Source organism: Amycolatopsis sp. NPDC005232 (assembly GCF_040607795.1).
In the GTDB taxonomy this organism is placed as follows: Bacteria; Actinomycetota; Actinomycetes; order Mycobacteriales; family Pseudonocardiaceae; genus Amycolatopsis.
Genome location: NZ_JBEXHL010000023.1, coordinates 1 through 21,688 on the forward strand (window position 1 = coordinate 1; position 21,688 = coordinate 21,688).

21 protein-coding genes and 3 pseudogenes are annotated in these 21,688 nt (G+C 70.6%); 13 read left to right on the forward strand and 11 right to left on the reverse strand.

Annotation, left to right across the window (positions count from 1 at the left end):
- Both ABZU76_RS34330 and ABZU76_RS34335 read left to right on the forward strand, forming a co-directional pair.
- Positions 1 to 341: hypothetical protein (locus ABZU76_RS34330; protein ID WP_354877038.1), on the forward strand; the 341-nt coding region annotated here is incomplete at its 5' end.
- Positions 338 to 937 (forward strand): TetR/AcrR family transcriptional regulator, encoded by a 600-nt coding sequence (locus ABZU76_RS34335; protein ID WP_354877041.1) that lies wholly within the window; start codon positions 338 to 340, stop codon positions 935 to 937. The genes ABZU76_RS34330 and ABZU76_RS34335, both read left to right, overlap by 4 nt.
- An 85-nt stretch (positions 938 to 1,022) precedes the next feature.
- Here the strand turns inward: ABZU76_RS34335 and ABZU76_RS34340 are convergent, their stop codons facing one another.
- Positions 1,023 to 2,126: a Gfo/Idh/MocA family oxidoreductase gene (locus tag ABZU76_RS34340; RefSeq protein ID WP_354877044.1), complete on the reverse strand. Its 1,104-nt coding sequence runs from the start codon at positions 2,124 to 2,126 to the stop codon at positions 1,023 to 1,025.
- Positions 2,123 to 2,857, reverse strand: coding sequence for a sugar phosphate isomerase/epimerase (locus ABZU76_RS34345; protein ID WP_354877047.1), 735 nt, complete (start codon positions 2,855 to 2,857; stop codon positions 2,123 to 2,125). The genes ABZU76_RS34340 and ABZU76_RS34345 overlap by 4 nt, the downstream gene beginning before the upstream one ends.
- A gap of 175 nt (positions 2,858 to 3,032) precedes the next feature.
- On the opposite strand from ABZU76_RS34345, the gene ABZU76_RS34350 reads away from it, so the two are divergent.
- Positions 3,033 to 3,260 carry a three-helix bundle dimerization domain-containing protein gene (locus tag ABZU76_RS34350; RefSeq protein WP_220238994.1) on the forward strand — a complete coding sequence of 76 codons (228 nt, stop codon included), beginning with the start codon at positions 3,033 to 3,035 and terminating at the stop codon, positions 3,258 to 3,260.
- Positions 3,261 to 3,267: 7 nt separating this feature from the next.
- On the opposite strand, the pseudogene ABZU76_RS34355 reads toward ABZU76_RS34350, so the two are convergent.
- From ABZU76_RS34355 to ABZU76_RS34380, 6 genes and pseudogenes are all read right to left on the reverse strand, one after another.
- Positions 3,268 to 4,061, reverse strand: a pseudogene (locus ABZU76_RS34355) (SDR family oxidoreductase).
- Between the two features lie 73 nt (positions 4,062 to 4,134).
- The gene (locus ABZU76_RS34360; protein ID WP_354877050.1) at positions 4,135 to 4,842 is read right to left on the reverse strand and encodes a histidine phosphatase family protein; all 708 of its coding nucleotides are present in this window, start codon (positions 4,840 to 4,842) and stop codon (positions 4,135 to 4,137) included.
- Positions 4,843 to 4,880: 38 nt separating this feature from the next.
- The gene (locus ABZU76_RS34365) at positions 4,881 to 5,147 is read right to left on the reverse strand and encodes a hypothetical protein (RefSeq protein ID WP_354877053.1); all 267 of its coding nucleotides are present in this window, start codon (positions 5,145 to 5,147) and stop codon (positions 4,881 to 4,883) included.
- Positions 5,148 to 5,219: 72 nt separating this feature from the next.
- A complete protein-coding gene (locus ABZU76_RS34370; protein ID WP_354877056.1) occupies positions 5,220 to 5,735 on the reverse strand; it encodes a GNAT family N-acetyltransferase in 516 nt (171 codons plus the stop codon).
- A 59-nt stretch (positions 5,736 to 5,794) separates the two neighbouring features.
- Positions 5,795 to 5,884 (reverse strand): annotated as a pseudogene (locus tag ABZU76_RS34375) (mini-circle protein); the annotation flags it as partial.
- A 24-nt stretch (positions 5,885 to 5,908) separates the two neighbouring features.
- A complete protein-coding gene (locus ABZU76_RS34380; RefSeq protein WP_354877059.1) occupies positions 5,909 to 6,646 on the reverse strand; it encodes a FadR/GntR family transcriptional regulator in 738 nt (245 codons plus the stop codon).
- Between the two features lie 225 nt (positions 6,647 to 6,871).
- On the opposite strand from ABZU76_RS34380, the gene ABZU76_RS34385 reads away from it, so the two are divergent.
- From ABZU76_RS34385 to ABZU76_RS34420, 8 genes and pseudogenes are all read left to right on the forward strand, one after another.
- Positions 6,872 to 8,485 carry an ABC transporter substrate-binding protein gene (locus ABZU76_RS34385; protein WP_354877063.1) on the forward strand — a complete coding sequence of 538 codons (1,614 nt, stop codon included), beginning with the start codon at positions 6,872 to 6,874 and terminating at the stop codon, positions 8,483 to 8,485.
- A gap of 37 nt (positions 8,486 to 8,522) precedes the next feature.
- Positions 8,523 to 8,762: pseudogene (locus ABZU76_RS34390) on the forward strand (ABC transporter permease); the annotation flags it as partial.
- Positions 8,763 to 8,916: 154 nt separating this feature from the next.
- Positions 8,917 to 9,465 carry an ABC transporter permease gene (locus tag ABZU76_RS34395; protein WP_354877368.1) on the forward strand — a complete coding sequence of 183 codons (549 nt, stop codon included), beginning with the start codon at positions 8,917 to 8,919 and terminating at the stop codon, positions 9,463 to 9,465.
- The gene (locus tag ABZU76_RS34400; protein WP_354877371.1) at positions 9,465 to 11,432 is read left to right on the forward strand and encodes a dipeptide/oligopeptide/nickel ABC transporter permease/ATP-binding protein; all 1,968 of its coding nucleotides are present in this window, start codon (positions 9,465 to 9,467) and stop codon (positions 11,430 to 11,432) included. The genes ABZU76_RS34395 and ABZU76_RS34400 overlap by 1 nt, the downstream gene beginning before the upstream one ends.
- Positions 11,429 to 12,394: an ABC transporter ATP-binding protein gene (locus ABZU76_RS34405; protein WP_354877065.1), complete on the forward strand. Its 966-nt coding sequence runs from the start codon at positions 11,429 to 11,431 to the stop codon at positions 12,392 to 12,394. Before ABZU76_RS34400 ends, ABZU76_RS34405 begins: the two co-directional genes overlap by 4 nt.
- Positions 12,391 to 13,320, forward strand: a complete 930-nt coding sequence (locus ABZU76_RS34410; RefSeq protein WP_354877068.1) for a dihydrodipicolinate synthase family protein — start codon at positions 12,391 to 12,393, stop codon at positions 13,318 to 13,320. Before ABZU76_RS34405 ends, ABZU76_RS34410 begins: the two co-directional genes overlap by 4 nt.
- A complete protein-coding gene (locus tag ABZU76_RS34415; protein ID WP_354877071.1) occupies positions 13,321 to 15,327 on the forward strand; it encodes a beta-galactosidase in 2,007 nt (668 codons plus the stop codon). It abuts the gene before it with no gap.
- 19 nt (positions 15,328 to 15,346) lie between these two features.
- Positions 15,347 to 17,209, forward strand: a complete 1,863-nt coding sequence (locus tag ABZU76_RS34420) for a sialidase family protein (RefSeq protein ID WP_354877074.1) — start codon at positions 15,347 to 15,349, stop codon at positions 17,207 to 17,209.
- Positions 17,210 to 17,261: 52 nt separating this feature from the next.
- Here the strand turns inward: ABZU76_RS34420 and ABZU76_RS34425 are convergent, their stop codons facing one another.
- Together ABZU76_RS34425 and ABZU76_RS34430 are read right to left on the reverse strand one after the other, a co-directional pair.
- Positions 17,262 to 18,041, reverse strand: a complete 780-nt coding sequence (locus tag ABZU76_RS34425) for a sulfite exporter TauE/SafE family protein (protein ID WP_354877077.1) — start codon at positions 18,039 to 18,041, stop codon at positions 17,262 to 17,264.
- On the reverse strand, positions 18,038 to 18,772 hold the full coding sequence (locus tag ABZU76_RS34430) for a GntR family transcriptional regulator (RefSeq protein ID WP_354877080.1): 735 nt from the start codon (positions 18,770 to 18,772) through the stop codon (positions 18,038 to 18,040). The genes ABZU76_RS34425 and ABZU76_RS34430 overlap by 4 nt, the downstream gene beginning before the upstream one ends.
- Before the next feature lie 193 nt (positions 18,773 to 18,965).
- On the opposite strand from ABZU76_RS34430, the gene ABZU76_RS34435 reads away from it, so the two are divergent.
- Positions 18,966 to 19,772, forward strand: a complete 807-nt coding sequence (locus tag ABZU76_RS34435; protein WP_354877083.1) for an SAM-dependent methyltransferase — start codon at positions 18,966 to 18,968, stop codon at positions 19,770 to 19,772.
- A gap of 7 nt (positions 19,773 to 19,779) precedes the next feature.
- Here ABZU76_RS34435 and ABZU76_RS34440 read toward each other — a convergent pair whose 3' ends face one another.
- Entirely contained in the window at positions 19,780 to 20,559 is a 780-nt protein-coding gene (locus ABZU76_RS34440) for an SGNH/GDSL hydrolase family protein (protein WP_354877086.1), read from the reverse strand.
- A gap of 263 nt (positions 20,560 to 20,822) precedes the next feature.
- On the opposite strand from ABZU76_RS34440, the gene ABZU76_RS34445 reads away from it, so the two are divergent.
- Positions 20,823 to 21,686, forward strand: a complete 864-nt coding sequence (locus ABZU76_RS34445; RefSeq protein WP_354877374.1) for a PRC and DUF2382 domain-containing protein — start codon at positions 20,823 to 20,825, stop codon at positions 21,684 to 21,686.
- Positions 21,687 to 21,688 lie beyond the last annotated feature (2 nt).

Below are 21,688 nucleotides of genomic sequence, written 5' to 3' on the forward strand. Positions count from 1 at the left end.
GGGGCGGTGCGATCGGCCCCCGGCCGATCCGACCGCCCCCATCCGGAAGCCGGCTCAAAGGCGATCTCGCACGCCCTGGCGAAGCCGGGGCCAACAACACCGCGATCTGGCACGCCCTGGCGAAGCCGGGGCCAACAACACCGCGATCTGGCACGCCCCGGCGAAGCCGAGGCCAACAACACCGCGATCTGGCACGCCCCGGCGAAGCCGAGGCCAACAACACCGCGATCTGGCACGCCCCGGCGAAGCCGAGGCCAAAGATGCAGCAGAATGGGGAGATGCACGCCGCCGAACCCGAGCACGCTCCCGTGACCGGGGCCGAACCGAGCGTGCTCCCGTGACCGGGGGTTACCTGAAGGGCCGGATCCGCCGCGAGGACATCATTTCCGCGGCTGCCGTGGTGTACGGCGAGGCCGGCTACCACGGTTCGTCGCTGCGGGAGATCGCCAAGCGTGTCGGCATCAGCCACGCCGGGCTGTTGTACTACTTCCCCACCAAGGAAGCGCTGCTCGCCGCCGTGCTCGAACGGCGTGACGCCGAGGACTCCGAGCGCGAGCAGCTGACCGTGCCGCCCGGGCTGGAGGTGCTGCGGCATTTCGTCGCGCTGGCCGAGCACAACGTGCGCCACCCGGGCATCGTCGACCTGTACTCGCGGCTGGCGGCCGAGGCCGTGGCGCCCGACCACCCCGCGCACGAGTACTTCGTGGAGCACTACCGGCAGGCGCGCGAAAGCGTGATCGGCTCGTTCCGGCTGCTGGCCACGACGGGCGAGCTGCGCGAGGGCGTGGACCCGGACTTCGCGGCGCTCACGTTCATCGCGCTCATGGACGGGCTGCAGGTCCAATGGCTCACCACCCCCGGCGACGTCGACCTCGTCGGCTCCTTGCGGTTCTACCTGCGCACCTTGCTCACCGTCCCCCTCGACTCCGACGCCTGACCGCCCGGCCCGAAGCACCCCAATGTGGCGTTCGGTGCGTTCAGCGCACCCAACGCCGCAATGGGGCGGTTTCGGCAGGGCGCGGCTAGAGGGTGCGGGCGTAGGGGTCCCAGCCGTCCGGCAGGGCGGGCGGGACCTCGACGGTGCTGGCCACCTCCACGGACTGGCCGCGCGTGATCGACTCGTCGATGGCGAGCATCGCGTCGAGCACGTGGTAGGCCAGCTCCCCCGACGCGCGTTCCGGCACCCCGGCCCGGATCGCGCGGGCGAGCTCCAGCGCGCCCGTGCCGCGCGAGGCGGCGTGTCCTTGCGGCGCAAGCTCTTCCGGCTCGGCGGAACCCAGCAGGTGCAGCTTCGTCGGGCCGTCGAAGCGGTTCGGGTCCGGCAGTACCGCGGTGCCGAGCGCGCCCGACACCTCGACGAAACCCGTGCGAGCCAAGGCGGAATCGAAGCTCAGCACGATCTGCGCGCTGCCGCCGCGGGTGAACTCGACGAGCGCGGTCACCGTGGTCGGCACGGTCACCGCGAACTCCGTGCCGGCGCGCGGACCCGAGCCGATCACGCGCGTGTCCCGCGCACGGCCGCCGGCGCCGGTCACCTTGCGGATCGGGCCGAACAGCTGCACGAGCTCCGTGAGGTAGTACGGCCCCATGTCCAGCAGCGGGCCGCCGCCGTGCTGGAACAGGAACTCCGGCGCCGGGTGCCAGCTCTCCGGTCCCGGCGTCTGGAACAGCGCCAGCGCCGTGCGCGGTTCGCCGATGCGGCCGGCCTCGATCGCGCGCCGGGCCGTCTGCAGGCCGGCGCCGAGCACGGTGTCCGGCGCGCTCGCCACGCGCAACCCCTTCTCCCGCGCGCGATCGAGCAGTTTGCGGCCCGTCTGGCGGTCGAGGGCGAGCGGCTTCTCCGCCCACACGCTCTTGCCCGCCTCCAGCGCCGCGAGGCCGACCTCGACGTGCGCGGCCGGGATCGTGAGGTTCACGACCAGCTCGATCTCCGGGTTCGCCAGCAGCTCCGCGACGGTTTCCCCTTGCGGCACACCGTGTTTCGCCGCCTGCGCCTGCGCGCGAGCCACATCCAGGTCGGCGACGGAGAGCACCCGCACGTCGGGGAAGCCCGTGAGGTTCTCGAGGTAGGTGTCGCTGATGACCCCCGCGCCGATCAGGCCGACGCCGACGGGGCCGCTGGTCACTTCGCGCCCTCGGTGAGGTAGGCGAAGCTGGCGGCGATGCCTTCGAAGATGTCACCGTCGTAACGGTCGAACTCCACCACGCGCAACGCGTCGGGCGCCGCGGCGAGAACCTCGGGGAGCGGGACGCTGCCCTGGCCCGCCGGGACCTGACCGGACGCGTCGGTGGCGAGCGCGCCGTCCTTCACGTGGATGGCGTGCACCCGGGAGCCGAGCCGGGCGAGCAGCTCGGGCGCGTTCGCCCCGCCCGCCGTGGCCCAGTAGGCGTCGACCTCCAGGGCGACGGCCGGGTCGAGCTGATCGGCGAACACCTCGAACGCGTGGCGACCGTCGATCCGGGACTCCAGCTCCCACCAGTGGTTGTGGTACCCGACCTGCACGCCGTGCTCCTCGGCGACCTTCGCGGCGGCGTTGAGCACTTCCGCGGTGGCCGTGATGTCCGCTGCGTTCTGCCATTGCTCGGGCTTCACGAGCGGGTCGATGACCACGGCGATGCCGAGCTGCTTCGCCGCGGCGAACACGGCGTGCTGGTCCTCGCCGATGAGCTTCGCGTGGGCCGTCGGGGCGCTCAGCCCGTTGGCCGGCAGACCGGCGCCGAGCGCGGCCACGTTCTCGACGACGCCGTACGGCTCGACCTGCGTGAACCCGATCGCGGCGAGGCGCCGCAGGGTGTCCGCCGGGTCGGCCGCGAACGCGTCGCGGACCGAGTACAGCTGCACGGAAGGCTTGCCCATTCCAGCTCCTTGGCTTCGCGGTTCGGCGCCCGGGGCGCCGCGTCGCCTGAATTTCTACCAGGTGGTCGAAATTGACACCAGGCGTTTGCGACAGGTCCACACGTTCGCCCGCCGTTTGAGGAGGGCCCGTGGCGGGCAGCAGTCATGAAGGGCCGAAACCACGGAAAGGGACGCGATGACCCACCAGGGCATGGACGACTTGATGGTGAAGGGCGAAGAGGAGAGCTTCTCCGCGCTGAAGTCACGGCTCGTCGACGAGTACGGCAGCGCGCGCGAACCCGAGATCAACCGCACGATCACCGCACAGCGGCAGCACTTCGACGACGCCGGCGTGCGCAGCTTCCTGCCCGTGCTCGTCGAGCGCCAGGTGCGCGACCGGCTCGGTGAGCCCCGAGGGCGCTGACGGGGCCTTACGGAAGGATCGAGTCGACGTACCCGCCGTCGACGCGGAGGGCGCCGCCGGTGGTGGCGGAGGCGAGCGGTGAGCTCAGGTACACCACGAGGTTCGCGATTTCCTCCGGCTCGATCAGCCGCTGCAGCAACGACTGGGGGCGGTGGGTCTTCATGAACTCCCGTTGCGCCTGCTCCCACGGCAGGTTCTTGTCCACGAGCTGGTAAACGAAGTCCTCGACGCCACCGGTGTGCGTGGGGCCGGCGATCACGGAGTTGACCGTGACGCCCGTCCCCGCCGCCGCTTTGGCGAAGCCGCGCGACACGCCCAGCAGCGCCGTCTTCGACATGCCGTAGTGGATCATCTCGGCGGGGATCACGACGGCCGAGTCGCTCGCGATGTTGAGCACCGGCCCCAGCCCTGCTCGGTCATCGCGGGCAGCGTCAGGCGTGTCAGCCGCACGGCCGCGAGCACGTTGACCTCGAAGTAGCGCCGCCACTCGTCGTCGGTGATCTCCAGCGGCTCCTGCGCGCCGAAGATGCCGAGGTTGTTCACGAGGACGTCGACGCGCCCCGCCCGGTCGAGGACCTGGCGCGCGCCTTCGTCAGTGGTCACGTCGCCGGCCCCGGCCACGAACTCGCCGTCCGGTACCTGGCTCTCGAGCTCCCTGATCGCCTGCGCGACGCCCGCGTCGCCGCGCCCGTTCACCACCACGCGCGCACCCGCCTTCGCGAGCCCCGCGGCGATCGCCGCGCCGATCCCCTGCGTGGACCCGGTGACGAGCGCCGTCCTGCCGTCGAGGTCGAGCTTCATGATTTCCCTTCCGGTTGCCGATGATCTTGGTGTGCCATCATCCCGCGCCGGGCACGCGCTCGCTGGGTGTCACTCACACCAGCGGCACGTCCACGAGGTGCCCGACGTCCTGCGCCACCGTCATCCGGAAGCCGCCGTCGCGCCCGCGTTCCCAGGCGCTGACCGACGCGTTGGGGATGTCGGTGCGGGCGGCCGCGGCCAGCAGGACCGGCTCGGGCACGCCTTCCAGGACGTAGCGCAGCGCGAACACCGTCACCTCGTGCGCCACGAACAGCACGCGCAGGCCCGGTGTCTCGGCGCTCAGGTCGGCGAGCAGCGAGCGAAGGCGCAGCACGACATCGGCCCAGGACTCGCCGCCGGGTGGACGGTAGTAGAACTTGCCGAGGCGCTGCTTGCGGCGTAGTTCGTCGGGCCAACGTTCGGCGACGCCGCGGCTGGTGAGCAGGTCGAGGACGCCGAGTTCGCGGTCTCGCAGGCGCTCGTCGGCGCGCAGGCCGCCGGGGACCTCCACGCCCCCGGCGGCGGCCACGTCGAGGGCGACGCGGGCCGTGTCCACGGCGCGCCGGTAAGGCGAGGCCACTACGAGCTGCGGCGGCTCACCCGCGAGCCACTCCCCCGCCGCCCGCGCTTGGCGCAGGCCCAGCTCGCTCAGCGGCACGTCGGCGTCGCGCTCGGCGATGTCGATGACCTCGCGGCCCGCGGCCTCGGCGGCCTCGCGCGCGACGTTGCCGGTGCTCTGCCCGTGGCGCAGCAGGCCGACCCAGTCCAGTCGTGTCGTCACAGGTCCTCAATACCCCGGACGGACGCGTGGTCACACCCTCACAGCAACGACCGCATCCGGGCCACGGCGCCCTCCGCCTGCGCGGGCGAGCGCCGTCCCAGGCCGCACGACGTGGCGAGGTCCACGAGCCGGCCCAGCGCAGTCTCGACGTGGTCGCGCACCGTCAGCTGGGCCTGCTCGTCCTGCCGCTCGTGCGCGATCCCCGCGACCACGACGGCCGATCCCTGACGCAGGCGGCGCAGCGGCGCGTAGAACGCGGCGGAGGTCGGCGGCGGCTCGTCACCGCCGGACATCGGCAGGTGCACGAAGTCCAGCGGACGGCCGCCGGGCCACGAGGCGGTGTCCGGAAGGCCACACTCCGTGTCAAGACCCGACGGTCAGAGGTCCTTGCGGTAGACGAGGAAATCGCACTCCGTCGCCAGCAGTGGCGCGAGGTGCGGGTGGGCCTCCTCGATCGTCGACTTCTCCTCGAGGCGGTAGCCCAGCCGCGTGTACCAGGCGGCGAGGAACTCCTTCGACGGGTGCGTGAACGACCGCGGCACCAGTAGCTCGAGCTGCATCCGCCGCCGGCCCAGCGCACGGCAGCGGTCTTCGGCGAACCGCACCAGCTCACGCCCGATGCCCGCGCCCTGCAGCTGCGGCGCGGCGGCCAGCAGGCCGAACTCGCCCACGCCGTCGGCGACCGTCCGCACGCGCACGCAGCCGACCACGCGGCCCGCCTGGCGCGCCACGGCGATCTCGCCGGCCGCGACGAGCCCCGCCACCTCGGCCGCGCTCGTCCGGTCCGCGTCGCCCGCCCACAGGCCGGCCTCGGCGGTCACGTAGACGGCGTTCACCAGGGCGGCGACCTCGGCCGCCGGCACCTCGTCGGCCGCGGCGGACTGCGGCAGCATCTCGACCTCGACTGCGTCCAGGGCGCACCTCCTCGTCGGCCGCCCAGTCTACGAACCGATCAACGCCCGGTCGCACCGTCGATCAGTTCCGGGAGGAGGTCGGCGGGCCGGCCGGTCTCCTCGACGAGGTGCCTGAGCGCCCAGCGGACCCCATGGCACCGCCGCCAACCGCGCTACGAAGTCGCCGCCGCGGAATCCGCCTCGACCGGGCGCGCCTCGCCGAAGCCCCCGTAACGGCCGGCCTTCGCGCGCTTGCGCACCTCGTCGAAGTGCCGGTGCACGGCCTCCGCCGCGGCGTCGCCGTCGCGGGAGACCAGGGCGTCGACGATCACCTGGTGCCGCTTCGCCGTGCTCGCCGCCGAGGACACCGGTCCGCCGAGCTCGCCCTCGGCCGCGCGGTAGACGTCCCAGAACAGCCCTGTGAGCTCGCGCGCCAGGTCGAAGCCCGCTTCCGCGCAGATGAGGTCGTGGAACTCCCGGTCGGCGACCGCGGCATCCGGCCCCTTGCGGCGCATCCGCGCGACGCAGGCCTCCAGCTCGGCGATCAGCTCGGGGCGATGCTCCGACGCCACCCGCCGAGTCAGCTCCGTCTCGATCATCTCGCGGACCTCGAGCAGGTCACGCAGGCGCCCGGCGTCGCTGGCGCCGCGGGTGCGCGTGCGGAACAGCAGCCACGTCTGCAGGGCCTCGGAGCCGGCCGAGCCGACGAAGGTGCCGTAGCCGTGGCGGATCTCGACGATGCCGAGCGCCTGCAGCGCCTTGATCGCCTCCCGGATCGAGTTGCGGCTCACCCCGATGTCTTCCATCAGGCTGAGTTCCGTGGGCATCGGCGCGCCCGGTGGGAGGTCGCGGTCGATGATCAGGTCGATGATCCGCTTGGTGATCTCTTCACTGCGTTGCGGGCGCGCCAAAACAGTCTCCCCGGATGTTTCTTTCGTTCGCTGGCACGTCGCCATCGGAGGACATCCTACGTCATACCTCATCGAATCCCCGGCAGATCCCGGCCCGGTGGCGAAAACGCGCCGTCCCCTTGACCGGTACCCGGCTGAGTTCTAGGGTTCGGCGAAGTCATAGGACGTCCCACGTCCTACTTCTCATGACTTCTGGTGGGCGAAACACACAGTCAGGAGACATCGATGTCCCGAACCGCCATGGGGACGGGCCCCGCGTTCGACCGGCGCACGCTGCTGCGTTACGCGGGCCTCGTGGGCGCCACCGCCGCCTTCTCCTCGACGCTGGCCGCGTGCGGCGGCCCCGCGTCGACGAACAAGACGGGCAGCTCCACCGATTCCCTCACCGCAGTGATCGGCTACGGCAACAACCAGTCCTGGGACCCGTTGCAGACCGCCTCGGCGTTCTCCATGGCCGCCATCCTGCACAGCTACGAATCGCTCGTCGAAGGCGACCCCGTCACGCGCGCCCCGTTCCCCGGCCTCGCGAAGGCACTGCCGGCCGACGTGAGCGGCACCAGCATCAAGTTCGAGCTGCGCGACGGCGCCAAGTGGCACGACGGGCAGCCCGTGACCGCCGACGACGTGGTGTTCACCTACGCCCGCACCCTGGACGCGAAGGAGAACGTGCTGATCCACAGCTTCTTCGCCCAGTGGCTGAAAGAAGTCAGGAAGGTCGACGACCACACCGTCGAGTTCGCGCTGAAGTTCCCCTTCCCGTACGCGCTGCAGCGGATCCAGATCTGCAAGATCCTCCCGAAGCACGTGTACGAGAACAACTGGCCGCTCGCCGTCGGCGGCAAGGTCGTGGGTTCCGGGCCGTACAACGTCACCGAGCAGGCGCCGCTGTCGCACACCTCGTTCGAGAAGTTCGCCGACTACAACGGTCCCCGCCCCGCCGCGTACCAAAAAATGCTGTGGAAGTCCATTGTGGACTCTGCCCCGCGGGTGGCCGCGATCTCCGGCGCGAAGCCCGACGCGCAGATCGTGGAGAACATCCCCGCCGCCAACGCCGACCAGCTGCGCAAAGCCGGGCGCACCGTCGAGTTCGCCGACGGCGGCAACAACCTGTACCTGATGTTCAACACCGCCCACGCACCCTTCGGCGACAAGCGCGTGCGCCAGGCGCTGCACTACGCCATCGACAAGAAGAAGATGATCGAAATCGGCCTGCGCGGTACCGGCACCGCGGGCACGTCGTTCATCAACCCGAAGCTGCCGCAGTCGCAGCCGGCGTCGCAGAGCTTCGTCTACGACCCGGCGACGGCCAAGCAGCTACTGGCCGAGGCCGGCGTCAGCAATCTGAAGATCTCCTTGTCCACCACCAACACCTCGCTGGTGCTCGACTGCGTGAAGGTGATCAAAGAGGGCTGGGACGCGATCGGCGTCGAGACCACTTTGGACTCCCAGGACACCAAGGCGCTGTTCTCCAAGCTGGACAACGGCAACGACTTCCAGGTCGTGTCCACCACGAACAACCCGATGCAGTTCGGCAACGACCCCGACCTGCTCATCCGCTACTACTACGACGCGCAGTCGCTGATGATGACGAAGTACGCGCGCTGGAACAACGCCGACACCCAGGCCCTGCTCGGGCTCCAGGACCAGGCGGCCGCGGAGCCGGACGAGACCAAGCGCAACGGGCTGTACAAGCAGCTGCTGGACCTGATCTCCGAGCAGGCCGTGATCTACCCGATCGTGTTCACCCAGCTCGGCACGGCATGGGACCCGAAGGCGATCACCGGCGTGCACGCGCAGGGCTACCCCGGCATCTACCTCAACCAGGCCAAGCCGGTCTGACGCGGGAGGAACCGCCACCGTGATCGTCGTCGTGCGGATGCTGGCCTCTCGCATCCTCGCCCTGATCCCGCTGCTGCTCGGCGTGATCCTCTTCGTGTTCATCGTGATGCAGTTCTCCCCTGTGGACCCGGCGCTCGCCGCGTTCAACGGAGCGAACGCGACCGAGGCGCAGCTCGACCAGTTCCGCCAGGCCAACGGGCTGCTCGATCCCCTGCCCCTGCAGTACGTGCACTTCGTGTGGCACCTGCTGCAAGGCGACTTCGGCACCAGTGTGATCACCAAGGAGCCGGTGGGTCAGACCATCGCGACCGCGCTCCCGCTCACCGTGCAGCTCACGCTGTTCGGCCTGGTCATCGCGCTCGTGCTGTCGGTCGTGCTCGGCGTGACGTCGGCGCTGTTCCCGCGGCCGCTGGCCCGACCACCTGATCCGGGTGGTCACGCTGGCGGGCGTCGCGGCGCCGGCGTTCTGGATCGCGCTGCTGCTCGTGCAGTGGCTCGCCGTGGGCAAGGGCCTGTTCCCCACCAGCGGTTACGTGAGCCCGGCCGACTCGGTCTCGGGCTGGCTCAACTCGCTCACGCTGCCGGCGATCTCGCTGTCACTGCCGGTCGCCGCGCAGCTCACGCGCGTGATCCGCACGTCGATGGTCGAGGAGCTGGACAAGGACTACGTGCGCACGGCCCGCGGCGGCGGCCTGCCGCCCGTGGTCGTGGTGGGCCGCAACGTGCTGCGCAACGCGCTGGTCAACCCGCTCACCGTGCTCGGCCTGCGCGTCGGCTACCTGCTCGGCGGCGCGGTGGTGATCGAGACGATGTTCGCGCTGCCCGGCATGGGCCAGAACATGATCCAGGCCGTGCAGGACGGCGACACGGCGAAGGTCCAGGGCTTCGTGATCACCATCGCCGTGGGCTTCGTGCTCGTGAACCTCATCGTCGACGTGCTCTACCTCATCGCCAACCCGAGACTGCGGAGCCACTCCTGATGCGCCCCGTCCTGCACGCGAACCTCACCGACCGGCTCTCGCGGCCCGGCGTGCGGTTCCGGAAACTCCCGCCCACGTCGTGGCTCGCGCTCGGCCTGCTCGTGGTGCTCGCGCTGGTCGCGATCTTCGGCACGCTGCTCGCGACCCACAACCCCGATGCGCTCAGCACCGACACGGGCGGCCCGAGCGCCGAGCACTGGTTCGGCACCGACCAGTCGGGCCGCGACATCTTCTCGCGCCTGGTGGCCGGCACGCGCTGGTCGCTCGCGATCGGCCTCGGCGCCACGGTGCTCGCGCTGATCGCGGGCGTGGTGATCGGCTCGTTCGCCGCGACGTCCGGGCGCAGGACCGACGCCGTGGTGATGCGCGTGATGGACGTGATCATGGCGTTCCCCGGCATCGCGCTCGCCGCGGTGCTGGTGGCGGTGTTCGGCCGCGGCATCCTCGTGCTGATCCTCGCGATCGGGTTCCTCAACATGGCCCCGGTCGCGCGGGTGGTGCGGGCCAACGTGCTCGCGCAGTACGGCGAGGACTACGTGGACGCCGAGCGCGTGATCGGCGCCAAACGGCTGTTCATCCTCGCCCGGCACGTCGCGGTCAACTGCGCGGCGCCGATCCTCGTGTACTGCACGGTGACGGTGGCCGACGCGATCGTGTTCGAGGCGTCGCTCTCGTTCATCGGCGCGGGCATCCAGCCGCCGAACCCGTCGTGGGGCTCCGTGCTCTCGGACGGCAAGGACCTCGTGCTGACCGGCGGCTGGTGGGCCACGCTGTTCCCCGGCCTGCTGATCCTGATCACAGTGCTGGCGCTCAACATCCTGTCCGAAGGCATCTCCGACGCATGGGCCGCGCCTTCTGCCCGCAACGCGAAAGCCGGCGAGGTCGCCAAGAAGATCGAGGCGGAGAAGGCGGCCGAGAACACCGCGCCCGTGCTGCCGCTCGCGGGCCTGCTCGAAGCCGGGGAACGGCTGGCGGCGAAGGCACGTGATCTCACCGGGCGCAGGGCCGTGCTGGAGGTGAAGGACCTCGCGATCAGCTTCCCCGACCGCCACAACGGCGTGAACGTGGTCGACGGCGTGTCCTTCACCGTGCGTTCCGGCGAGGTGCTGGGGCTGATCGGCGAGTCGGGCTGCGGCAAGTCGCTCACCGCGCTGTCGATCATGGGCCTGCAACCGGCGGCCGCGCGGCTCTCAGGCGAGGTCCTGTTCGAGGGCGAGGACCTGCTCACCATGAAGGCAGGCTCGCGCCGGCGCCACCTCGGCCACGACATCTCGATGATCTACCAGGACGCGTTGAGCTCCCTGAACCCGGCGATGACGATCCGCGCACAGCTCAAGCAGTTCACTCGCCGCGGCGGTACCCGCACGCCGCAGGAGCTGCTGGAGCTGGTGAACCTGGATCCCGGCCGCACGCTGCGGTCCTACCCGCACGAGCTGTCCGGCGGGCAACGCCAGCGCGTGCTGATCGCCATGGCCCTGTCGCGCAGCCCCCAGCTGATCGTGGCCGACGAGCCGACCACGGCGCTCGACGTGACCGTGCAGGCGCAGATCATCAAACTGTTGCTGCGCCTGCAGGAAGAGCTCGGCTTCGCGCTCATCCTGGTGTCGCACGACCTCGCGCTGGTCTCCGACGTCGCCGACCGCGTGGTCGTCATGTACGGCGGGCAAGTGGCCGAGACAGGCGCCACGGCCGAAGTCGTCGGCTCGCCGCGCCACCACTACACGCGCGGGCTCCTGTCGGCCGTGCTGTCGCTGGAGGAGAACGAGGCCACGCTCACCCAGATCAAGGGCGTCGTGCCCGCCCCGGCGGACTTCCCGCCCGGCTGCCGGTTCGCCGACCGCTGCCCGGCCGCGCGCGGCCACTGCTTCGAGGTCGCCCCCGAGCCCGAGGCGAACGGGCACCTCGTCGCTTGCCACTACCCCGCCGAACGCACGACCCCGGCCGTCGTGGAAGGAGCGCAGGTATGACCCTCGTCGAAGTCGACGGCGTGCACGTGGTGCACCGCGTCCGCGCGGCGAGCCTGTTCGGGCGCGACAACGTCTACGCGCTCACCGACGCGAACCTGGAGATCGCCGCGGGCGAGACGGTGGGCGTGGTCGGCGAGTCCGGCTGCGGCAAGTCCACGCTCGCCAAGGTGCTCGTCGGGCTGCAGAAACCGACGCGCGGAACCGTCCGCTACGGCGGCAAACCGCTGTCGGGAATGCGCCCGGCCGAGCTCGGCCGGCAAGTCGGTCTGGTCTTCCAGGACCCGGCCACGGCGCTCAACCGGCGCCTGCCCGTCGCGAAGATCCTGCGCGACCCGCTCGACGTGCACCACGTGGGCACGCCCGCCGAACGCGCCGAGCGCGTGCGGGAGCTGATGGGCCTGGTCGGCCTGCCGAGCAGCGTCGCCGACGCGTTGCCGGCGCAGCTTTCGGGCGGGCAACGTCAACGCGTGGCCATCGCGCGGGCACTGGCGCTGCGGCCGGCGCTGCTCGTGGCCGACGAACCGACGTCGGCACTCGACGTGTCGGTGCGCGCGCAGATCCTCAACCTGCTCATCGACCTGCGCGAGAAGCTCGGTCTCGCCATGGTTTTCGTGTCGCACGACATCCAGACCGTGCGGCGCATGAGCGACCGGATCGTGACGATGTACCTCGGGCGGATCGTCGAAGAGGCCGCCGCCGAGGACCTGCCCGGCGACGCGCGGCACCCGTACACACGGGCGCTGTTTTCGGCCACGCCGAGCCTGCTGCACCCGGTCGAACCGATCGTCCTCAGTGGACCCGTGCCGTCGGCGACCGCGCCGCCGAGCGGCTGCGCGTTCCACACCCGCTGCCCGAAAGCCACCGACGAGTGCGCGCTCGCCCTGCCGCCGCTCACCGAGGCCGCCGGGCACAGCTACCGCTGCATCCACCCAGAGATCACCACCGGAGTGAACGCCTCATGACCGCGACGAAGTTCGCCGGCATCATCCCCCCGCTGTGCACGCCGTTCAACGACGACTTCACCGTGGACACCGAGTCGCTGCGGCGCCACGTCGAGTTCCAGCTCGACGCCGGCGTCCACGGCATCTTCGTGCTCGGCTCGTCCAGCGAGGTCGCCTTCCTGCCCGACGCGCAGCGCCGCGTGACGATCGAGACGGCCGTGGACCAAGTCGCCGGCCGCGTGCCGGTGCTGGCCGGCTGTATCGACATGACGACCTTGCGCGTGGCCGAACACGTGAAGACCGCCGAGGAGGCGGGCGCCGACGCCATCGTGGTCACCGCGCCGTACTACACGCGCACGCACGTGGCCGAGATCGACCGCCACTTCCGGCTGCTGCACGAGAAGACGGCGCTGCCGATCTTCGCCTACGACATCCCGGTGGCCGTGCACACGAAGCTCGACCGCGAGCTCGTGCTGAGCCTCGCGGCCGATGGCGTGATCGCCGGTCTGAAAGACTCCAGCGGCGACGAGGCCGGCTTCCGCTTCGTGCTCAAGGAACGGCGCGAACGCGGCCTCGACACCTTCGCCGTGTTCACCGGCTCGGAGCTGCTCGTGGATTCCGCGCTCGCACTGGGCGCGGACGGCGCGGTGCCCGGGCTCGGCAACGTCGACCCGGTCGGCTACGTGCTGATCTACGACCACGTCCGCTCCGGCAACCCCCACGCGGCCCGGCGCGAGCAGGACCGCTTGCTCTCGCTGTTCACCATCACCGACGTCGCGCCGCAGAGCCGGATGGGGCGCGGCTCGGCGGCGCTGGGTGCGTTCAAGGCGTCGATGAAGATGCGCGGGTTCATCGACAACGCCGTGATGGCGCCGCCGCAGCTGCCGCTCAACGGCGACGAACTGCTGCGCATCCAGGAGAAGCTGGCGGAAGCGGGGCTGCTCTAGATGGACCGCATCCACTACGGCGGCGACTACAACCCGGAGCACTGGTCCCCCGAGGTGTGGGACGAGGACCTCAAACTCATGGCCGAGGCGTCCGTCTCGATGGTGACGGTCGGGATCTTCTCGTGGGCGCAGGTGGAGCCGCGGCCCGGCGAGTACGACTTCGGCTGGTTCGACACGGTGCTGGACAAGCTCGCGGCCGGTGGTGTGGACGCGTGCCTGGCCACCATGACGGCCTCACCGCCGCCGTGGCTTTCCCACCGATATCCCGAAATCCTGCCGGTGCGCGTGGACGGGAGCCGGCTTTCGGCGGGTGCACGACAGCAGTTCTGCCCGTCGAGCCCGGTGTACCGCGAGCACGCGGCGCGGCTGGTCGAGCAGGTGGCCACGCGCTACGCCGGGCACCCGGCGCTGAAGATGTGGCACATCGGCAACGAGTTCGGCTGCCACATCCGCGCGTGCTACTGCGAGGTCTCGGCCGCCGCGTTCCGCGCCTGGCTGCGCGAGCGGTACCAGAGCGTCGAGGCGCTCAACGCGGCCTGGAGCACCACGTTCTGGTCGCAGCGTTACGACGACTGGGCCGAGATCGAGCCGCCGCGGGTGGCGCCGACGTTCCCGAACCCCGCGCAGCAGCTGGACTACCACCGCTTCTCCTCCGACGCGTCGCTCGGCTGCTACCTCACCGAGCGCGAGGTGCTCTCGCGGGTGACGCCGGACGTGCCGGTGACGACGAACTTCGTCGGCCGGGTGCAGAAAGCGCTCGACTGGCATTCCTGGACACCGCACGAAGACGTGGTGAGCCTCGACTCCTATCCCGACCCCTACGATCCGCGCGGGCACGTCGAAGCGGCCTTCGCGTACGACCTCGTTCGGTCCACCAAGGACGGACAGCCGTGGCTGCTGCTGGAGCAGGCGCCGAACGCGGTGAACTGGCGCACGCGCAACGGCCCCAAACCACCGGGCTCGATGCGGCTGGGCAGCTGGCAGGCCGTGGCACGCGGGGCCGACGCCGTGCTGTTCTTCCAGTGGCGCCAGACAGCCGGCGGCGCCGAGAAGTTCCACTCCGCGATGGTGCCACACGGCGGGCGGGACACGCGCACGTACCGCGAAGTGGCCGACCTCGGCCGTGAACTGGCGTCGGTGCCGCAGCTCGCGGGCAGCCGGGTGAAAGCCGACGTCGCGATCCTGCACGACTGGAACAGCTGGTGGGCTCTCGAGCTCGACTCGCACCCGTCGGACGACCTGCGGCAGCTCGACGCGCACCTGGCCCACTACGCGCCGCTCTTCGATGCCAACGTGACGTGTGACGTCGTGCGCCCGACCCGGGAACTGTCCGGGTACAAGCTCGTGGTGGTGCCGAACCTGTACCTGATGGACGCCGGCGTCGCGGAGAACCTGCGGTCCTATGTGGCCGGTGGCGGGCATCTGGTGGTGTCGTTCTTCTCCGGCATCGTCGACGAGAACGACCGCGCGTACCTGGGCGGGTACCCGGCACCGTTGCGCGCCGTGCTGGGCCTGAGGGTCGACGAGTTCTGGCCGCTGCCCGAGGGCGGCTCGATCGGGCTCTCGTTCGACAGCGCCTCCCTCGAGAAGGCTTCCGCCACGGTCTGGTCGGAGTGGGTGGAGACCGAGGGCGCTGCCGCGGTGGCGACCTTCGGCCCCGGGGAGCTTGCGGGCCGCCCGGCCGTGACGCGCAACGCCTTCGGCGCCGGCGTCGCCTGGTACCTCGCCACCCGGCCCGACGCGGCCGCGATGCGCGCGTTGTTCGACCGGATCACCGCCGAGGCCGGGGTTTCGGCCGTGCTGCCCGGCCTGCCCGAGGGCGTCCAGTCCGTGGTCCGGCACGGTGAGGACAGCCAGTACCTGTTCCTGCTCAACCACGGCGTCGAGGCGGTCACGGTCACGCTGCCCTCGCCCGCGCCCGATCTGCTCACCGATCCCGGCCACCCGACGGAAGCGGTGCTCCTGGCCCCGCGTGGGGTGGCCGTTCTACTGGGGAGTTTCACTTAGCCGAAGGGAAGAACGGGACATGAGACCGATCATCCGCTGGGCACTCGCGTTCGCGGTGCTGGTGTCCGGCGTGTTCGTACCGGCAGCCGCACAGGCGGCGCCCGTCGCATCGCAGCTCGCGGTTCCGCAGTTCGACCAGCAGGTACTCTTCAACCCGCACCAGGACACGGGCTACGCCTGTTTCCGCATCCCCGCCATCGTCCGCAGCACGCACGGCACCCTGCTCGCCTTCGCCGAAGGCCGGCGCGACAACTGCGGCGACACCGGCGACATCGACCTTGTGCTCAAGCGCTCCACCGACGGCGGGCAGACGTGGTCGCCGCTGCAGGTCGTCAACCCCGGCGGTGGTGACACGCACGGCAATCCGGTGCCCATTGTGGACAGCCGCACGGGTCGGATCGTGTTGATCACCACGTACAACAAGGGCCGCGACGACGACAAGGCGTGCGATGTGCCGTGTCCGCGGACGCCGCACTCGCAGTACAGCGACGACGACGGCCTGACGTGGTCGGCGCCGGTGGACATCAGCGCGCAAGCGAAGCTGCCGGCGTGGGACTCGTGGTACGCCTCGGGTCCGGTGCACGGCATCCAGCTCACGAAGGGCCGCCACGCGGGCCGGCTGGTGTTCGGCGTGAACGCGGAACGCAGTGACGGCACCAATTCCATCGAGAACTACGCGGCGCTGATCTACAGCGACGACTCCGGGCGCAGCTGGCACGTCGGCGCCGTCGACAGCTACCCGCACCCGGTGGGCGGCACGTATGCGCAGAAGCCTTCCGAGATCAGCGTCGTCGAACTGCCGGACGGCACGATCTACGCCGGCGGCCGCGAACAGGGCGGTACCGACGTCGGCAACCGCGACTACGCCCTGAGCCGCGACGGTGGCCAGACGTTCAGCAGGCGCTTCACGACCATCCCCGACCTGGTGACGCCGATGGTGCAGGGTTCCCTGCTGCGCCTGCAGCGTCCGGGCGGGGAGCGGATCCTGTTCGCCTCGCCGTCGGACACCGACCGGCGGCGCTGGATGATGATCCGCTCGTCCTACGACAACGGCCGCACCTGGGAGGACGCCGAGCAGGGCACCCGGGTGACCAGCGACTGGTCTGGCTACTCCGACCTCGTGCAGCTGAGCGGCCCGGCCGAGCGCGACGCGAAGATCGGCCTGATGTACGAGGGCGGCGCGGTCGACGCCCGCGACGAGATCCGCTTCGCGCGCTTCGACGAGAACTACCTGGGGTGGCAGCGCTCCGCCGGCCCGACGACCCCGGACGTCTCCCGGCCGGGCGCCGTCGCGTACGTGCTCGGCGGCGCTTCGGCGTCCCACGGCGCGCTGCAGCTCGACGGCGTCGACGACTTCGTGCGGGTGCCGTTCTCGCCCACCCAGCTGCCAGGGTCGGGTGACTTCACCTTCACCACGTCGTTCAACTACGGCGCTTCAAAGGACCCGCAGGCGTTGCTGTGGCTCGGCGGCATGGGCACGACGGCACCGCAGCTGTGGCTGCGCGGTGAACCCGCGTCGCACCGGCTCATCGCCATGATGACCACCACGGCGGGCAGCAAGTCGGTGACCACCACGCAGGCCTACGACGACCAGCAGTGGCACCACCTCGCGCTCGAACGCACCGGCGGTCAGCTGAAGATCCGGGTCGACGGCGTGCTCGCCGCGTCCGGCCCGGACTCGCCCGGTTCGGTCAGCGAGACTGTCTCGTTCCAGCTCCAGCTGGGCGAACGCCTCGACGGCGCCATGCACTTCGCCGGCTCCCTCGACGACGCGCGGCTCTACCGCCGGGCGCTGTCGGAGTCCGAAGTGGACGCTGTCGCGGCCGGCCGGCCGGTGTGGCCGGGTCCGGTGGTGCAGCTGCCGTTCGACCGGGTGCGCTGAGTTTGTTTTCTTGGCTGAAGGGCACCTTGAGGGACTTCTCTCAAGGTGCCCTTCAGCCGTGCAGCACCAGGTAGGGCGCCACGGCCACCAATGCGACCACGAGCGCGATCCGCAGTCGTTTCGTCGGCAACGCGCGCGCGACCTTCCAGCCGATGACCACCCCCGCCAGCTCCGGCACCCCGACGACGGCCGCCAGCCGCCAGTCGATGGAGCCATCCAGGAGATATCCGACCGCCCCGGCCGACGCGATCACCACCGACTGCACCTGTGCCGCCGCGAGCGCCTCCAGCATCGGCAACCCCACCACCACGAGTACCGGCACGGTCAGCATCGGCCCGCCCACGCCCACCAGCCCCGCCGCGACCGCCACCCCGGCCCCGATCGCGAGGATCGAGCCCGTCGCCGGCTCCCGCCCTGTCACCGGCCGCCCCGTCCCCGGCTCCCGCTCCACCACCGGCCGCCGCAACACCACCAACGCCGCCACCACGACGGCGAACACCCCGAGCACCACCCCGAACCACCGCGCGGACACCAGCGAGTTCAGCAAGACCCCGACCGGCGTCCCCACCACCGCGACTCCCGCCAGCAGCCCCGCGACCCTCCTCGTGTGCCGCTCCCGCAACTGCCCGGACCGCACATACGCCGCACTCCCGGCCACCCCCGTCGCCACATGCGTGACGATCGCCGTCCCCGCCACCTGCGCCGGCCCAAGCGGCGTCAAGAGGAACAACGCGATCGTCGGCAGCACACCCCCGGGCCCGATCGCCGTGATGCCGATCCCGCCCACCAGGCCGAAAAGTGCGAGCAGAACATCGGTGGCCAAGCTCGTCATGCCGGCCCTCGGTGCAGCGTCGCGCGCAAAGTGAGCCGGTCCGCGCGGATGTGGAGGGTTTCGGCGTCCACGGGGCGGCCGTCGTCGAGGTGCGTCAGGCGGTCGAGGGCGAAGACGGCCGTGCCGGGCGCGATGCCCAGCAACGCAGCGGTGTCCGGGCCCGCGGTCATGGCGTGGACCACGACGTCGGCGCGGCCGAGGCGGCGGCCGCTGGTTTCTTCGATGAGGGCGAACAGGTCGCGGCCCGCGAGGTCGTGGTCGAGCAGCGGGACGCCGATGTCGGCGGTCAGGTAGGTGGTGTCCAGCGAGAGCGGCGCTCCGCCGAGGCGGCGCAGGCGTTCCAGGTGGACGGCGGGCGCGCCGGGAACCAGCCCGAGCCGTTCGGCGATCGCCGGTGGGGGCGTGACGATGCCGACGGAACGGACCTCGTTCACGACGTCGCCGTAGCCGTCGAGAGCCTCGGCGAGGCCGGCGAGCCGGTCGAGGCCGTGGCCGTACTTCGGGTGCACCACAAGCGTTCCGACGCCCTGGCGCCGCTCCACGAGGCCTTCGGCGCGAAGCAGGCCGAGGGCCTCGCGCACGGCGTTGCGCGTGGCGCCGAGCTGGGTGCCGAGGGTGTGCTCGTCGGGCAGCGGGCCGTCGTCGAAGGCGCCCGCGGTGATGCGCTGGCGCAGGACGTCGGCGACCTGGCGGGCCCGCTCGGCGCGCGGCCGGGGCGACGAAGTTTCCACCTGCGCGACCGTACCCGGATCCGCATTACGCCAGGGTTACGCCACCCGTCCTGACCTGCGTAAACCCGGTGACCAGCGGCAACGAACCCAGCTCTCCGGGTTCCGCCACCGCCGCCGGATCGCAACCTGGCAGCCCTTGCGAAAAAGGTCTATCTGTGCTATCCTTGCACAATTGCAAGCTAGGGTCGTCCCTGTGACCGAACCCAGCTTCACGGCCCTCACCGCGGCCGCCGCTCGCGCCGCGCACCTGATCGTCGACGCCGAGCCCAGGATCTTCACCGACGAGCTCGCCGCGCCCCTGCTCGGCGGCTACGGCGGCCAGCTCCTCGCCTACCACCGCGACAACCGCGAAGACCCGATCCTCGCCGGCGGCCGCACCCAGGTGCTCTGCCGCAGCCGCTACGCCGAAGCACAGCGAGCGACCCAAAGCGTGATCCTCGGCGCCGGGCTCGACACCTCCGCCTACCGCGCGCCGCACACCCACGTGTTCGAAGTGGACCTCCCGCAGACGCAGGAGTGGAAACGCGCGCAGCTGACGAACGTGGATCTCCCCGACCCCGCGAACCGCACCTTCGTCCCGCTGGACCTCGCGACCGGCGACCTCGTCGAAGCCCTCGTCAAGCACGGCTTCGACCTCGCCCGCCCGACACTCGTCAGCTGGCTCGGCGTCACGATGTACCTCACCGAAGCCGCCATCACCCGCACGCTGCGCGCCGTCGCCGGCCTCGCCCCGGGTACGCAGCTCGTCGCCGACTACGTGCTCCCCGCGCAGCTGCGGGACGACGCCGGCGCGCACTACGCCGACGCCGTCTCCCAGGTCGCCGAGCGAGCCGGCGAACCCTGGCGCAGCCACTTCTCCCCCAGCGAGCTCACGGACCTACTGCGGGACAACGGCTTCGGCGCCGTCCGGCACGTCCACCAGCACGACCACGACGTGTGGCCGCGCCCCGACGCCCTGCGTCCCGCGGAGCTGTTCGTGCTCGCCCACGCGACCGTGTAGCGGAACCTCAGCCGCAGATGCTGCCCAGGCTCGCGGTCCAGCCCCACCACATGCCGTACTCGGCGAGGTTGCCCGCGTCGTTGAGGTGGATGTTGTCCGACGTCCACGGGCTGGGGTTGGGCAGGTTCGCCGAGCCGGCCGGCGGGATGTACTGACGCAGGTCCACGAGCGCCGTGCCCTTCGCGACCGCCGTCTGGTAGATCACCGACGCGTACTGGTCCCAGGTGTACTTCTGGGTGTTGCCGCCGTACGGGTTCGGCGTCCACTTGAGCTGGGCGTAGATCGACATGAGGATGTCGACGCCCGGCCGCGCGGCGCGGATGCCGTCGATGACGTTGTTCAGGTCGGCCTGGAACTTGGCCGGGTCGTTCTGGGCCCACAGGTCGTTGCCGCCGAGGTCCACGAGGACCAGGTCGGGCTGCTTGGCCTGCATGTCGGCGATCGCGCCGGTGGTGCCCGCCCACCGGCCGCCTGGCAGGTAGTCGGCCGCGAGCGCGCCGTTGTGCGAGTAGTTCTGGACGTTGGTCTGCCACTGCGAGTGGACGTCGTTGGCCAGCTTGGTGGTCCAGCCGTAGGTGGTGGGGAACCACGTGTCCGTGGTGGACTGGTAGCCGGTGGTGCCGTAACCCGTGTCGGCCGAGGTGCCGACGATGGCGATGTTGTCCTTGCGGGTGCACCAGGTGCTTTCCTGGGCGGCGTCGGCGGAGGTGACCACCGTGGACATGCCGATACCGAGGCCGATCAGGGTCAGCACTGCGCCGAGTCTGGCGAAGGTGGCTTTGCGCATCTTCGAGGGGACCTTTCAGGGGAACGGGAGCGTCTGCGCCTCAATCGCTCCACACCGGACAGTTGTTACCTGATCAGGTGAGGTTCGGCTGCGGTCCGCGACCGTTCGGGCAGCCACTGTGCCCGCGCGTTACCCCGACGAAGTGCACTAAACGTTTTCTTTCCGGGGTAACCCACCGGCACAACGGAGAGTTGCCGTGATCGACGACACGTCCGACGGTGGAGATCAGCAGCGAAACCCGAGGGAGAAAGGACGTGAGTGCCGTGGCCGGCACCCTGCAACCCCAGCAGCTGATGGACAGCGCCGTGGTCGATCCGGACGGCAACAAGATCGGCAAGGTCGGCAACGTCTATCTGGCCGACGCCACCCGGGAACCCGAGTGGATCACGGTGAAAACCGGCCTGTTCGGCAGTAAAGAGAGCTTTGTGCCGCTCTCGGGCGCGAACGTCGACAACGACGGGATCCACGTGAACGTCGCGAAGGACCAGGTCTCGGAGGCGCCGCGGATCGACGCCGACGGGCACCTGTCGTCCACCGAGAGCGCCGAGCTGTACCAGCATTACGGCCTGCCGATGCCGCGCACCGCACCGGATGCGAACGCGGGACGGGGCAAAATGGACACCAGCGCCGGCCGTGGGAAGCATGACATGGCGGCTGGCCGGGACAAAATGGACACTGCGGCCGGCCGTGGCACGCAGGACGCGGCGATGGCTCGTGAAGGGCGCTCGGTGGCCGACGCCGGCTCGGGCACCCGCGGCGAGGAGATGATCCGTTCCGAGGAGCGCCTGAACGTGGGCACCGAGCAGGTGGAGACCGGGCATGTGCGGCTGCGCAAGTACGTCGTCACCGAGGAGCAGCAGGTCACCGTCCCGGTGAGCCACGAGGAGGTCCGCCTCGAGCGCGAGCCCATCACCGACGCGCGCGGCGGGACCGGTCGCGCCGAGCTCGGCGAGCAGGAGCAGGACGTGGTGCTGCACGCCGAGAAACCGGTGATCAGCAAGGAAACCGTGCCCGTCGAGCGCGCGCGGCTGAACACCGAGACGGTCACCGAGGAGCAGACCGTGAAGGGCGAGGTCCGCAAGGAGCAGTTCGACCTGCAGGACGACGCCGAGAAGCGCAAGCACTGACC